We start from the raw sequence: 12,898 nt of genomic DNA on the forward strand, positions 1-12,898 counted from the left end.
CGTTCTCGAAGAAGCGCCCTATCCCCCCGTGACCAGCGCGTCCCCCAGCGCCGTCCGCTCGTAGCGCACGTAATAGCCCTCGCGTCGCGCGTCGAGCAGTCCCGCCTGTCGCAGGGCCGTCAGATGGGCCGACACCGTGGACGGTGCCAGACCGTGGCGCTCGGCGAGTTCCGTCGTGGCGGCGGGAAGCGTCAAGTCGGCGAGCAGCGCTGCGCGTTGCCGGCCCAGGAGGCGGGCCAGCGCGGCGGGCGGGCGCGGTGCCGGCGTGACATGGAAGCGACCCATGCCCACGGCGGGGTAGATCACCGTCGGCTGCCACGGGCGGGCGAAGCCGCTGACCACGTCCGGCCAGACGAAGACGCTCGGCATGAGGAGGATGCCGCGTCCGTCGGCCCGTTGAGCCTCGGCCAGATCGCCGTACATGCGCAGGGTGAGGGTGTGACCAGCCCAGTCGATGCCGGGGTGGAGGCCGGTGAGGAGGGCGTCGAGGCCGCCGTCGGCCGCCTGGCGGGAGCGGTCGGCGATGTCGGCGGCGAGGACGGCATGGTGGCGCGGCCAGTCGGGGGCGAGCAGGGCGTGCCAGGCCAGTTCGGTGAGGTCGGCCAGCCGGCGGACGGTCCCACCCGGGTCGTCCAGGGCGGCGCGGCCCTGCGGCGACTCGGCCAGACCCGGAGTGCAGGCGAGCGAGCGCGCGATCTCGGCGTGGGCGAGGGCGGGATCGGTGGCGCGCATCCGGGCCAGTTCGTCCTCCATGGAGGGGGAGGGTTCCTGCGGGGGCGGGCCGAGGAAGTCGGGAGTGTAGCCGCCGGTGCGCGGGATGAACAACCACAGCGGTGACAGGTCGAGGCCGGACAGGGTGCGGCGCATCCGGCGCAGCCAGGTGCGGTGGTAGCCGTGCCGGGCCGGGCGGCGCAGCATGCGCAGCGCCTCATGGGTCTGGCACAGCGGCGAGACGGCGAACCGGCAGCGCGTCAGGTCCTCGGTACCCAGGTGCAGGGTCAACGGCACAGCGGCCTCCGTGAGCGGTCGGCGATTCGATCCCGAACGAAACAGTAGAAGCCCCTCCCCCGCAACCAACACGCTTGCCGCCGACCGCACTTGGCCGTCCCCCGACATCACGGAGACCTTCGGATGGGCAACCCGCCTCCGGCCCACTGGCGCAGGGCCGCCGTCGTCGCGGCGCTGATGCTGGCGGCGTTCACCTTCAACACCACCGAGAACCTGCCCGTGGGCCTGCTCTCCCTGATGGCGGACGACCTCGGTGTCTCACTGACGGCCGTGGGCGCGCTGGTGACCGGGTACGGCCTGACCGTGGCCGTGGTGTCGCTGCCGGTCGCCCATGCCACCCGGTCCGTCCCCCGCCGGTATCTGCTCGCCGGGCTGCTGGGCGTGCTGGCGGCGGGCTGCTGGGCCTCGGCCCTCGCCACGGCGTCGTACGGGCTGCTGCTGGCGGCGCGCGTCGCGACCGCGCTGGCGCAGGCGCTGTTCTGGGCGGTGATGGGCCCGGTGGCGGTCGGCCTGTTTCCTCCCGAACGGCGCGGGCGCGTGATCGGCTTGCTGTCCGTGGGCGGTTCGCTGGCCACGGTGCTGGGGGTCCCGGCCGGCACCTGGCTGGGCGGACACGGCGGCTGGCGGGCGCCGTTCGCGGTGCTCGGGGTGCTGGCGCTGGTCTCGCTCCTGGTCGTCGCCGGCCTGCTGCCGACATCGCGTCCGCGGGAGAGCCACGCGGCGTACGGTGCCGCGCCGGACCGGCGCCGGTTCCTCGTCGTCCTCTCCACCACCGCCCTGTCGGTGACCGGGGCGTTCACGGGATGGACGTACGTGGTGGCCTTCCTGGACGAGGTCAGCGGATTCGGCGAGGACGCGGTGAGCACCGTGCTGTTCGCCTTCGGTGTGGCGGGACTGGCGGGGGTCACCCTGACCGGCCCGCTGCTCGACCGCTTCCCGCGCGCCACGCTGAGCGTGCCGGTGGCGGCGCAGACGGCGGCTCTGCTCGGTCTGTACGCGGGCGGGAGCGACCAGGTGACGGCCGTCGCGCTGCTGATGCTGCTCGGCGCGTCCGTGGGGCCGGTGTTCGTGGCGACCCAGAGCCAGGTGCTGCGGGTCGCCCCCGGCCGTACCGAGACGGCTCTGGCCGCGAACTCGGCCGCCTTCAACGTGGGTGTGGCCGCCGGGGCACTCCTGGGCGGCGGCCTGTTGCCGCTCGTCGGGCTGCGCGGCACCTTCCTGGCCGGCGCGCTGCTCACGGCGGGTGCTCTCACGGTGCTGACCTGGCCGGCCTCCAAGCCGGCGACAGCGCCCACCCGGGCGCGGTAAGCACGCCCGCCGGGCGAGCTGTCGATGGGATGGGGGGACAGATCCCAGTGGCATACGAATATTCGAATCGACCTGCGTCCCAAGAACGGCAACGAACTGAACGCCTGCGCCCGCGCCCGCGCACGTCTGGGGCGTGATACGCGTCCCGATTGGGGTGATACGGCACGGACACCCCCTCCCGGAGGTCTATCGTGTCCGCATGTCCCTCCCCGAACTGATCCGTATCGTCTCCCGCGACTCGCCCATGGCGCTGGCCCAAGTGGAGCGTGTCCGCGCCGAGTTGGCGGCCCTGCACCCCGGTGTGAGCACCGAGGTCGTGCCGGTGAAGACGACCGGTGACAAGTGGATGGGCGTGCTGTCACAGGTGGAGGGCAAGGGCGCGTTCACCAAGGAGGTGGACGCGGCGCTGCTGGCGGGCGAGGCCGATCTCGCGGTGCACTGCCTCAAGGACGTGCCCGCCGACCGTCCGCTGCCGGCGGGGACGACCTTCGCCGCGTTCCTCAAGCGGGACGACATCCGGGACGCGCTGGTGCATCCGGAGGGTCTGACGCTGGACGAGCTGCCGGAAGGGACGCGGATCGGCACCTCCGCGGTGCGCCGGGTCGCCCAACTCGCGGCCACCCACCCGCACCTGGAGTGCGTGCCGTTCCGCGGGAACGCCAACCGGCGGCTGGCCAAGCTGGAGGCGGGCGAGGCGGACGCGCTGCTGCTGGCGGTGTCGGGGCTGGAGCGCATCGGCCGTACGGACGTGATCAGTGAGGCCCTGTCGCCGGAGACGATGATGCCGTCCATCGGCGCGGGCATCCTCGCGCTGCAGTGCCGGGAGGGCGACACCGAGCTGATCGACGCGGTCAGTGGGCTGGGCGACCCCGGCACGCACCGGGAGGCCACCGCCGAACGGATGTTCCTGCACGTCCTGCAGGGCCACTGCAACAGCCCGATCGCCGGCTACGCGCGCGTGGACCACGCCGGGGAACTGTCGCTGCGCGCCTGTGTGTTCACCCCCGACGGCAAGACCCGGCTCAACGCCCACGAGTGGGCGGGCCGGCTCGACCCGGCCACGCTGGGTACGTCGGTGGCCGTGGCGCTGCTGCGTCAGGGCGCCCGGGAGATCATCGACGGCATCCCGCACTGAGGTCCGCCCGGCTGCTCGCGGTGGCAGGTCAGACGCCGCGGACGCCGGTCAGGCGGTGCCCTCTTCGGCCTGGTCGCGCAGGAAGTTGCTGACCTGGTGGGCCAGTCCCTCGCGCAGGGTGCCGGCGGGGGCGCCGACGGAGTCCTCGTGCAGTCCGATGCCGCCCGCCCACAGCCGGCGGTCGGCCCAGTCGTCGTCGACGCGCAGCTGGATCTGGACGTCGACCTGGCTCAGCCAGTCCTCGGGGCCGGCCGCGTACAGCACGGCGGTGGCGCGGCGCAGCGGGTAGACGTCGAAGCCCTCGATGAACTGCGAGTTGCGCCAGTCGATGAACGCGGACTCGCCGTCGGGGCCGATCCGCACGTCGATCTGGCCGTCCTCGAGATGGATGGTGCAGGCCTGCTCGCCCCGGTTCTCGACGGTCACCCGCAGGGCGAAGTAGGTCAGCCCGGCCGCCGCGTCGTCCCGTCCGCGCGGGGGTTCGGCCGCTTCCAGACGGTGGACGCGGACACGCAGGCCGGCATGCTCGTCGTACTCCTGCCAGTCCCCGACCACGTTCGGCTCGTACACAGTCCACCTCTCGACCTCAGAGAGCTGCTTCCTATCTGTGTGCTCAGTGCACTGTCAAATGAGCAGAATGCGCTGTGGCCAGCGAATTCGCCCCCTTTGATCACTGATCAAGCCGTGCGCAGGAACAATCGCGAAAACCGGCCACGCGCCCTCTCGCGCGTGCGTGCCGCACATCACGTTCCCCGGGTGTGATCAGCGGGCCAGCCGGCCCAGGAGCGAGGAGGCCGCGGTGATGCCCAGCGCGGCGGCCACGAGCAGCACCCCGAAGTCGAGCGCCACGTGCGCGTGGACGCCGATGAGCAGCCCGCGCAGGGCGTCCACCTCGTAGCTGAGCGGGTTGACCTTGCTGACCGCCTGGAGCCAGCCCGGCATGACGGAGACCGGGTAGAGGGCGTTGGAGCCGAAGAACAGCGGCATGGTGATGGCCTGTCCGATACCCATCAGGCGGTCACGGCTCAGCACGATGCCGGCGATGGTCATCGACAGACAGGAGAAGAAGGCGGATCCCAGGATCACGATGGCCGCCACGGCGAGCAGCTTCAGCGGGTTCCAGGTCAGCGCCACGCCGAGCAGCGCGGCGATGATGACGACCACGACGGCCTGGATCACCGACTTCACTCCGGCCGCGAACGCCTTGCCGGTGATCAGTGCCGAGCGCGGGGTCGGAGTGACCAGCAGCTTGTTGAGGACGCCGGCGTCGCGTTCCCAGATGATCTGGATGCCGTAGAAGATCGCGATGAACATCGCGGACTGGGCGATGATGCCGGGCGCCATGTAGTCGATGTAGGGGATGCCGCCGGTGGGTATCGCCCGGATCCGGGTGAAGGTCTGGCCGAAGATCAGCAGCCACAGGGCGGGCTGGACCGCGCGGGTGTACAGCTCGGTGCGGTCGTGGCGCAGCTTCTGCAGTTCGACGGCGCACATCGCCCCGACCCGGGCGGGCAGCAGCCGCCAGCCCGCACGCGGCCGGGGCGGCCGCAGGAGCAGGTCGATGCCGGCGGCGCGAGGGGCGTCAGCCGACACGGTGCGCGGTGCGGCGGGTGCTTCGGACATCGCGGAAATCTCCTGACTCGTCGTCGAGACCGCTGCCGGCGACGTCACGGAAGACGTCCTCCAGGGTCGGCAGGGTGTCGGTGCCCCGGCGCTCGGCGAGGCCCTGACGCAGCTCGGTGGGGGTGCCGAGGGCCCGGATGCGGCCGCGGTGCATCAGCGCGACCCGGTCGCAGTACTGGTCGGCCTCGTCCATGTAGTGGGTGGTCACCAGCACGGTCATGCCGGTGGCCTCGCGCACGGCGTTGATGTGCTCCCACACGCCGGTGCGGGCGATGGGGTCGAGGCCGATGGTCGGCTCGTCGAGGATCAGCAGCCGGGGCGCGCTGACCAGGGCCTGGGCGAGTTCGAGGCGGCGGATCATGCCACCGGAGTAGGTCTTGGCGAGTCGCTCGGCGGCGTCGGTGAGGTCGACGGCGGCCAGGGCCTGGCCGACCCGTGCGGCCCGCTCGCGGCGGGAGACGTCGAAGACACGGGCGAACAGTTCGACGTTCTCGCGTCCGGTCAGACCGGCGTCGGCGGACAGCTGCTGTGGCACGTAGCCGAGCAGGCGTCGTACGGCCATACGGTCCTGGGCGGCGTCGTGCCCGAAGACGCGGACCATACCGGCGGGGACCGGCAGCAGGGTGGTGATGCAGCGGATGGCGGTGGTCTTGCCGGCGCCGTTCGGGCCGAGCAGACCGAAGACCTCGCCCTCCCCCACCGTCAGATCGAGTCCGTCGACCGCGTTGGTCTCGCCGAAGGAGTACCTGAGGCCGGTGCAGGCGATGGCCTCGGCGCGTTCGGTCCCGGCGTCCGGCGTCATGATTCCTCCGCCTCCTCGTGCAGCGTCATGATTCCTCCGCCTCCTCGTGCAGGTTCTCGGCCAGCTTGCGCAGGGCGGGGACGGCCGCGCGCAGAGCCTCCCGGTCCGTCTCGTCGAGCCCGGCGAGGCCGCCTCGTACGAGTTCCGCGCGCCGTTTGCGCCATTCGGCGATGCGCGCCTCGGCGGCCGGGGTGGGCAGCAGCCGGGCGGCACGGCGGTCGGCCGGGTCGGTCTCGCGGACCAGATAGCCCTGCCGGGACAGCTGGTTGACCAGCGTCGACACCGAGTTCCCGGCCAGGTGCAAATCCTTGGCCGCGTCCGAGATGCCGATGCCGGGCCGGGTCACGACCAGGCGCAGCAACTCGACCTCGGCGCCGCGCAGCTGCGGGGCGATCTGCTCACGAAGCCGGCGCCTGAGCCTGCGCTGGACGCCGATGAGGGCGTCGATCAGGTCGTCCGGGAAGTCTTCCGGTTCCACACAGGAGAGATTACCTCTGTAGCAGAGGTAATCATCCTCAAGGGAGGGTCAAGCCGCGCTGCGCGGCCTCCCGATCGCGATCCGTTACCGTATGGCCCGTTTTGTTTTGAAAGGGGTAGTCCCGGGCATCCGAATTAAGTGCTTCGGACTGGAGGCACGTCCGTGGGAGCCGGTCAGGCCCCGGATGTCCTCCGCAGGCCCGGTCCGCGTCTCCCGCGGTGTCTGTCCACCCAGCACCGCCCGAGGGAGGTGCGCGCGATGCGCGTCACCACCAGCAGAACCAAACCCCACCCGCATGACGACGCCCCCGACACGGCCGACGCCTTCGAGCGACTGGCCCGGATGCCCGACGGCCCGGAGCGCAAGGCGCTGCGGGACGAACTGGTACGCATCTGGCTGCCCATGGCCGAGCGGATCGCCGTGCGGTTCAAGGGGCGCGGGGAGACCCTGGAGGACCTCTACCAGGTCGCCGCACTCGGCCTGGTCAAGGCGGTCGACCACTACGACCCGGACCGCGGGCACGCCTTCGAGGCCTACGCGGTCCCCACCGTCACCGGCGAGATCAAGCGGCACTTCCGCGACCACATGTGGACCCTGCACGTGCCGCGTCGGGTCCAGGACCTGCGCAACCGGGTACGGCAAGCGGCCAAGTACCTGTCGCAGACCACCCCGGGCCGGGCGCCGACCGTCGCCGAGATCGCCGAGCGGGCACAGCTGAGCGAGGCCGAGGTGCGTATGGGGATGGAGGCCCTGGACTGCTTCTCCACGCTGTCCCTCGACGCCGAGATGCCCGGAACGGACGGCTACGCCCTGGCGGACGCGATCGGCGGACCGGATCCGGGCTACGACGTCGTGGTCGACCGCGTGGCGGCGAGCCCGTGTCTGCAGGCACTGCCGGAGCGCGAACGGACCATTCTCTACCTGCGGTTCTTCCGCGGAATGACACAGAGCCGGATCGCCGAGCAGCTCGGCATCTCGCAGATGCACGTCTCCCGTCTGCTCAGCGCCTGCTTCGCTCAGCTGCGGGAGCAGCTGCTGGCCCAGACCCGCTGAGGGCCCGCGTACGCCGGCTTCTCACTCTTCCGGTGGGGCGCCGGGGACCTGTGTCGGGCCGTAGCGGTCCAGGGCGTCCTCTAGTTCGGCCCGGATCTCCGCCGGCATCATGCCGCTGCGGCCCCAGATGAGGATCAGCTCCGCGACATTGCGCAGCTTGATGTTGGTGTGCTGGGAGACGTCCTTCAAAACCGCCCACCCCTGATCGGGTGACACCCTGCCGAGGGCGACGACCATACCGATCGCCTGGTCCACGACGGCATGCGACGCCAAGGCTTCCTTGAGCTGGTCCACCTGCTCCTCCAGCTCGAAGATCCGCTGGGCCTGGGCGGAGTGCTCGTGCTGTGCTGCCACGCCTCCATCGTCGCACTCGTCGCGCCCCGCGCCAGCGGAGGCGCCGCAGGGGTGGGGGCCACCGTTTCGGCCCCCTCCCCGGGGTACTCGGCAGGCGCATCGAGCGGTTCCGGTTGGACACTGGTGACACACCGGTGGCCGCCGGTGGACGAGACCCAGGACGCGAGTGCCATGAACGACCACACGACACGCCGCGGCGGTACGACCAACGTCGTCTCCACGCACTCCGTGTTCGGGGCCCCCTGCTGGGTGAGCCTGACCAGCCGCGACCTCGACGCCACCGAGGACTTCTACTCGGCCGTACTCGGCTGGCAGTGGCGCTCGGCCAAGCTCGGTGACCGGTTCCGGATGGCCATGGTGGACGGCACACCGGTGGCCGGGATCGCCGGTGTCGCCTCCATGTGGCAGATGGCGGTCGCCTGGACGGCGTACTTCGCCGTGCCGAGCGCCGACGAAGCCGTGGCCCGCGCCCAGGAACGCGGCGGTACGGCCGCCGTCGGGCCGATCTCCTTCCCGCCGGGACGGGCGGCCCTGCTCGCCGACCGGGACGGGGCGACCTTCGGGATCTGGGAGGGCGAGCTCGTCTCCGACTGGGACAAGTGGCGTCACGCCGCCCCGGCCTTCGTCCGGCTGCACACCCGGGACGCCTTCGACGCGGCGATCTTCTACGGCGAGGTTCTGGAGTGGGCCACCGACCGGCCCGGCTGCTGCGAGGTGCACTACGAGGGCGGCGAGGTGGTGCTGCGCAGCCAGGGCGACATCGTGGCCCGTATCGTGTCCGGGGCGCTCGGAGCGGCGCCGGATCCGACCATCCGGCCGCACTGGCAGGTCCACTTCGCGGTGGAGGACGTCGCCGCGTGTGTGCGGGCCGCGGAACTGCACGGCGGAAGCGTGCTGTCCAAGGGCAGCGACGAGGCGGTGCTGCGGGACGCGGACGGGGCGCAGTTCACGGTGACGTCGCGCCGCGAACGGTAGCGTCCCGCTTGACTCCGAGCCGCCTCGGTCTGCTCGGCCTCCCGCCGGGCCTTCTCCAGCCGGCGACGACGCTCGTCGGCGGCCGTGTCCGCGCGCCGGGCCGCGGAAGGAGGCGGCGCCGGACGACGGGCGGGGTGCGGCGGGCGGTGGTGGCGCCGGCGGCGGGGAAGCCGACGGTCGGGCCGAAGGGCTTGACCAGCCGTCCGGTGGCCCCTTCCCGGCCCGGCCTTCTCAGCCGTTCACCTCAGGCTTTTCTGCGGGAGGGGCGTGACAGCAGCACCAGGCTGCGCGGCTCCACCGGCATCCGGGCACCGGCCTTGTGTTCCGTCTCGTCGGGCGGTCCCTTGGTGATGGCGGTGTCGATCAGGGTCGTCCACCGCTCGCCGTACGCGGCGTCCGGGAGGTGGAACTCCATCGGCTCCCAGTAGCTGTTGAACAGCAGCAGGAAGGAGTCGTCCACCACGCGGCGGCCGCAGGAGTCGTGTTCGGCGATGGCGTCGCCGTTGAGGAACGCGGCCACGGAGTGGGCGTCCGGGCGCTGCCAGTCCTCCTCCGTCATCTCCTGGCCGTCCGGCGCGAACCACACCAGGTCGGGCAGCGGCCGACGCGCGCGGACGGGGGTCTCACCGCGGAAGAAGCGGCGGCGGCGCAGCACCGGATGGGCCGCCCGCAACCCGATCACATAGCGCGTGAAGTCCGCGAGGTCCCGCTGCTCCTCGCTCAACCCCCAGTCCACCCAGGAGACTTCGTTGTCCTGGCAGTAGGCGTTGTTGTTGCCGCCCTGGGTACGCCCGAGTTCGTCGCCGTGGCACAGCATCGGGATGCCCTGCGACAGCAGCAGGGTGGCGATGAAGTTGCGCTGCTGGCGGGCGCGCAGCTCCAGGACGGCCGGGTCGTCGGTCTCGCCCTCGGTACCGCAGTTCCAGGACCGGTTGACGCTCTCGCCGTCCTGGTTGCCCTCGCCGTTGGCCTCGTTGTGCTTGTCGTTGTACGACACCAGGTCGCGCAGGGTGAATCCGTCGTGCGCGGTGACGAAGTTGACGCTCGCGCGGGGGCGGCGCCGGCTGTGCTGGTACAGGTCGGAGGAGCCGGTCAGCCGGGACGCGAACTCGCCCAGCGTGTGCTCCTCCGCACGCCAGAAGTCCCGTACGGCGTCGCGGTAACGGCCGTTCCACTCCGACCACAGCGGCGGGAAGTTGCCGACCTGGTAGCCGCCCTCCCCCACGTCCCAGGGCTCGGCGATCAGCTTGACGCGGCTGATCACCGGGTCCTGCTGGATGAGGTCGAAGAACGCCGAGAGCCGGTCCACCTCGTGGAACTGCCGGGCCAGCGTGGCCGCGAGGTCGAAGCGGAAGCCGTCGACGTGCATCTCGGTGACCCAGTACCGCAGCGAATCCATGATCAGCTGCAGTACGTACGGGTGGCGCATCAGCAGGCTGTTGCCGGTGCCGGTGGTGTCGTAGTAGTGCTTCCAGTCGCCGTCGACCAGGCGGTAGTAGGAGGCGTTGTCGATGCCGCGGAAGGAGAGGGTGGGGCCCTTCTCGTTGCCCTCGGCGGTGTGGTTGTAGACGACGTCGAGGATGACCTCGAGTCCGGCCGCGTGCAGCGCCTTGACCATGGTCTTGAACTCGGTGACCTGCTGGCCGCGGGTGCCGTGGGCGGCGTAGGCGTTGTGCGGGGCGAAGAAGCCGATCGTGTTGTAGCCCCAGTAGTTGGCGAGGCCCTTGTCCTGCAGCACGCCGTCCTGCACGTACTGGTGCACCGGCATCAGCTCGACGGCGGTGACCCCGAGCGCGGTCAGATGCTCGATCACCGCCGGGTGGGCGAGGCCGGCGTAGGTGCCGCGCAGTTCCTCGGGGACGTCGGGGTGGGTGCGGGTCAGGCCGCGGACATGGGCCTCGTAGATGACGCTCTCGGCGTACGGCCGCCCCGGCGGCCGGTCGTCGCCCCAGTCGAAGGCCGGGTCGGTCACCACGCCGAGCATGGTGTGCCCGGCGCTGTCGGCGCGGGAGCGGCCGTGCGGTGCGCGCTCGAAGAGGGAGGCGTGGTTGTCCACCTGTCCGTCGACCGCCTTGGTGTACGGGTCCAGGAGCAGCTTCGCCGGATTGCAGCGGTGGCCGAGCTCCGGGTGCCAGGGGCCGTGCACCCGGTAGCCGTAGCGCTGTCCGGGGCCGATGTCGGGCAGGTAGCAGTGCCAGACGAACCCGTCGACCTCCGTCACCGCGGCGGTGCTCTCGACGCCCTCGTCGTCGACGAGGACGAGCTCCACGCGCTCGGCGACCTCGCTGAAGAGGGCGAAGTTGGTGCCCCTGCCGTCGTAGGTGGCACCCAACGGGTAGGGGTGCCCGCTCCACACGGGCACCCCTGCCTTGCGGCGGCGCTTCGCGGTCACCGGGCGTCCTCCAGCACGCCGGCACCGTCGGCCGGGGCCGCGAGGGCCGCGACGGGCACCTCGCGGGGCACCTGGCGCACCTCGCGCAGACTGGGCGCGGGCGCCACCGGTACGAGGGGGACGCGTTCGCCGGCGCGGGCACGCTGCGAGAACCAGATGACCTTGCTGCCGGTGTCCGTGGCACAGCAGCCCCAGCCGTCGCTCATCGCGGCGATGCGCTGCAGACAGGACCGCAGGTCCTGGTCCGGGCGCAGTTCACAGTCGTTCTCCCCGATGGCGGTGATCAGGTGCTGGCCGTTCCACCACATCTCGATCGACGTGTTCTTGTCCGTCGCGTGCTCGTCGATGGCCTTCAGCAGCAGCTCGGCGCCGCGGCAGACGGGGTCGACCAGCGTCTCGAGGTCCCAGAGCCTGAGGTGAGCGGCCAGGATGCGCCTGACCTGTCCGACTCGCTCCGGACTGACTTCCACGTCGAGGTGGTAGTAGCAGGGCACTGCGGTCTTCATCGTCGTTGGCTCCTCACCGGCGAAGCTCTCGCTCCTCCTCGCCCCTGGTGGGACGGGGCCCCGAACGCGAAGCGTGAGCACTGATCGCTCCTGAGTCACCCCAAGCGTGGGCGAACTACGCCATTCGTGCAACACGAGCAGACGCCAGGTGGGTGGCGCGCACGACACGGTTGAATTTCCAACAAGACGCTGCGTTGTTGCACATGCACCATGTGTCACAGATCTCGATGCCCGTAACGGATCCGTGCGTGCCCACGCACGGCCGCCGCCCGACGGTCGGGAAACGCGCCATCGAGCCCCGAAAGTGAAGGGCGTCATGCTGCTACCGGCCAAAGCCGAAGTGGCCCGCCAACTGCGGCGGTACCGGGCGTGGGAACGCGTCATGCTCGCGTCCCCCGCGGACCGCGCGGTGCGGGCCACCTTCGAGGACTCCGGGTACACGCTGTGCGTGTTGATGGGCAAGCGTTGTGCCCGCGAGGCCGCGGACGCCGCCGAGCGTTATCTGCGGTCGAGTCTGGTCGCCTATCTGGCGGAGCAGGACGAGCGTCCCCGGGCCGGGGAGGCCGACCGGCACGGTCCGCCGACCGAGGCCCGCGGTTTTCTCGCCGGAAGGTGACCCTTCCGGCGCGGTTCGTATCCCCGGCCGGGCTCCGCGCCCGGCCTCGAGCACGGCGGAGGTGACACCCATGAGTTCGATCCCGGCCATCGGCCGTATCCCGGTGCGCGACGTCCATCCGGTCGTCGAGTGCGGCAGACGTCCCGCCAAGGCGGTCTCGGGAGAAACGTTCCAGGTCACCGCGACCGTGTTCCGCGAGGGGCACGACGCCGTCGCCGCGAACGTCGTCCTGACCGATCCCGAGGGCACCCACGGGCCCTGGACGCCGATGCGCGAGCTGGCCCCCGGTTCCGACCGCTGGGGTGCCGAGGTCACGCCGACCGCGGAGGGCCGCTGGACCTTCCGGGTGGAGGCCTGGAGCGACCCCGTCGCGAGCTGGCGGCATCGCGCCCGCATCAAGGTCCCGGCCGGCATCGACGCCGGCCTGGTCCTGGAGGAGGGCGCCGAGTTGTACGACCGGGTGGCCGCCGGAGTGCCCGAGGGCGCCGGGCGCGCCACGATCCTGCTGGCCGCTGAGACCCTGCGCGACGACTCACTGCCCATCGCCACGCGGCTGGCGGCGGCGTTGACGCCGGAGGTGGACGCGGTGCTGGCCCGGCATCCGCTGCGGGAGCTGGTGACGGCCTCCGAGACGCTGCCGCTGCTGGT

The 12,898-nt window shown here is 71.4% G+C and carries 14 protein-coding genes; 6 read left to right on the forward strand and 8 right to left on the reverse strand.

Annotation, left to right across the window (positions count from 1 at the left end; genetic code table 11):
* Nucleotides 1–18: 18 nt before the first annotated feature.
* Nucleotides 19–1,008 (reverse strand): DUF5937 family protein, encoded by a 990-nt coding sequence (locus tag ABZ453_RS42385; protein WP_359023992.1) that lies wholly within the window; start codon nt 1,006–1,008, stop codon nt 19–21.
* A gap of 123 nt (nt 1,009–1,131) precedes the next feature.
* Between ABZ453_RS42385 and ABZ453_RS42390 the strand changes: the two genes are divergently transcribed.
* Both ABZ453_RS42390 and hemC read left to right on the forward strand, forming a co-directional pair.
* A complete protein-coding gene (locus tag ABZ453_RS42390; RefSeq protein WP_359023994.1) occupies nt 1,132–2,316 on the forward strand; it encodes an MFS transporter in 1,185 nt (394 codons plus the stop codon).
* Between the two features lie 199 nt (nt 2,317–2,515).
* Nucleotides 2,516–3,451 (forward strand): hydroxymethylbilane synthase, encoded by a 936-nt coding sequence (gene hemC, locus ABZ453_RS42395; RefSeq protein WP_359023996.1) that lies wholly within the window; start codon nt 2,516–2,518, stop codon nt 3,449–3,451.
* 48 nt (nt 3,452–3,499) lie between these two features.
* Here hemC and ABZ453_RS42400 read toward each other — a convergent pair whose 3' ends face one another.
* The 4 genes from ABZ453_RS42400 to ABZ453_RS42415 form a co-directional block, all read right to left on the reverse strand.
* Nucleotides 3,500–4,021 (reverse strand): hypothetical protein, encoded by a 522-nt coding sequence (locus ABZ453_RS42400; RefSeq protein WP_133047651.1) that lies wholly within the window; start codon nt 4,019–4,021, stop codon nt 3,500–3,502.
* Between the two features lie 192 nt (nt 4,022–4,213).
* Nucleotides 4,214–5,074 carry an ABC transporter permease gene (locus tag ABZ453_RS42405; RefSeq protein ID WP_359023999.1) on the reverse strand — a complete coding sequence of 287 codons (861 nt, stop codon included), beginning with the start codon at nt 5,072–5,074 and terminating at the stop codon, nt 4,214–4,216.
* Nucleotides 5,034–5,876 (reverse strand): ATP-binding cassette domain-containing protein, encoded by an 843-nt coding sequence (locus tag ABZ453_RS42410; protein ID WP_359024001.1) that lies wholly within the window; start codon nt 5,874–5,876, stop codon nt 5,034–5,036. The genes ABZ453_RS42405 and ABZ453_RS42410 overlap by 41 nt, the downstream gene beginning before the upstream one ends.
* A 25-nt stretch (nt 5,877–5,901) precedes the next feature.
* On the reverse strand, nt 5,902–6,354 hold the full coding sequence (locus tag ABZ453_RS42415) for a MarR family winged helix-turn-helix transcriptional regulator (protein WP_359024003.1): 453 nt from the start codon (nt 6,352–6,354) through the stop codon (nt 5,902–5,904).
* 258 nt (nt 6,355–6,612) lie between these two features.
* On the opposite strand from ABZ453_RS42415, the gene ABZ453_RS42420 reads away from it, so the two are divergent.
* Nucleotides 6,613–7,407: a SigB/SigF/SigG family RNA polymerase sigma factor gene (locus ABZ453_RS42420; RefSeq protein WP_359024005.1), complete on the forward strand. Its 795-nt coding sequence runs from the start codon at nt 6,613–6,615 to the stop codon at nt 7,405–7,407.
* Between the two features lie 21 nt (nt 7,408–7,428).
* Here the strand turns inward: ABZ453_RS42420 and ABZ453_RS42425 are convergent, their stop codons facing one another.
* On the reverse strand, nt 7,429–7,761 hold the full coding sequence (locus tag ABZ453_RS42425; protein ID WP_359024007.1) for an ANTAR domain-containing protein: 333 nt from the start codon (nt 7,759–7,761) through the stop codon (nt 7,429–7,431).
* Nucleotides 7,762–7,932: 171 nt separating this feature from the next.
* Here ABZ453_RS42425 and ABZ453_RS42430 point away from each other — a divergent pair, with 171 nt between their 5' ends.
* The gene (locus tag ABZ453_RS42430) at nt 7,933–8,736 is read left to right on the forward strand and encodes a VOC family protein (protein ID WP_359024009.1); all 804 of its coding nucleotides are present in this window, start codon (nt 7,933–7,935) and stop codon (nt 8,734–8,736) included.
* A gap of 244 nt (nt 8,737–8,980) precedes the next feature.
* On the opposite strand, the gene glgX is transcribed toward ABZ453_RS42430, so the two are convergent.
* Nucleotides 8,981–11,128 carry a glycogen debranching protein GlgX gene (gene glgX / locus ABZ453_RS42435; protein WP_359024011.1) on the reverse strand — a complete coding sequence of 716 codons (2,148 nt, stop codon included), beginning with the start codon at nt 11,126–11,128 and terminating at the stop codon, nt 8,981–8,983.
* Entirely contained in the window at nt 11,125–11,634 is a 510-nt protein-coding gene (locus ABZ453_RS42440) for a pep a2 (protein ID WP_133047644.1), read from the reverse strand. The genes glgX and ABZ453_RS42440 overlap by 4 nt, the downstream gene beginning before the upstream one ends.
* A gap of 316 nt (nt 11,635–11,950) precedes the next feature.
* Between ABZ453_RS42440 and ABZ453_RS42445 the strand changes: the two genes are divergently transcribed.
* Together ABZ453_RS42445 and ABZ453_RS42450 are read left to right on the forward strand one after the other, a co-directional pair.
* Nucleotides 11,951–12,250: a DUF5133 domain-containing protein gene (locus tag ABZ453_RS42445; RefSeq protein WP_359024013.1), complete on the forward strand. Its 300-nt coding sequence runs from the start codon at nt 11,951–11,953 to the stop codon at nt 12,248–12,250.
* 70 nt (nt 12,251–12,320) lie between these two features.
* Nucleotides 12,321–12,898, forward strand: a 578-nt coding sequence (locus ABZ453_RS42450) for a maltotransferase domain-containing protein (protein ID WP_359024015.1), incomplete at its 3' end; no start/stop codon positions are given.

The sequence above is a fragment of the Streptomyces sp. NPDC005799 genome (assembly GCF_040630525.1).
Classification (GTDB): Bacteria; Actinomycetota; Actinomycetes; order Streptomycetales; family Streptomycetaceae; genus Streptomyces; species Streptomyces griseorubiginosus_B.

Bases quoted from the DNA above. Each gene is read 5' to 3' on its own strand.
- ABZ453_RS42440 (WP_133047644.1), bottom strand. From the start codon at position 11,634: ATGAAGACCGCAGTGCCCTGCTACTACCACCTCGACGTGGAAGTCAGT.
- ABZ453_RS42390 (WP_359023994.1), top strand. From the start codon at position 1,132: ATGGGCAACCCGCCTCCGGCCCACTGGCGCAGGGCCGCCGTCGTCGCG.
- ABZ453_RS42445 (WP_359024013.1), top strand. From the start codon at position 11,951: ATGCTGCTACCGGCCAAAGCCGAAGTGGCCCGCCAACTGCGGCGGTAC.
- hemC (WP_359023996.1), top strand. From the start codon at position 2,516: ATGTCCCTCCCCGAACTGATCCGTATCGTCTCCCGCGACTCGCCCATG.
- ABZ453_RS42420 (WP_359024005.1), top strand. From the start codon at position 6,613: ATGCGCGTCACCACCAGCAGAACCAAACCCCACCCGCATGACGACGCC.
- ABZ453_RS42430 (WP_359024009.1), top strand. From the start codon at position 7,933: ATGAACGACCACACGACACGCCGCGGCGGTACGACCAACGTCGTCTCC.
- ABZ453_RS42410 (WP_359024001.1), bottom strand. From the start codon at position 5,876: ATGACGCCGGACGCCGGGACCGAACGCGCCGAGGCCATCGCCTGCACC.
- ABZ453_RS42405 (WP_359023999.1), bottom strand. From the start codon at position 5,074: ATGTCCGAAGCACCCGCCGCACCGCGCACCGTGTCGGCTGACGCCCCT.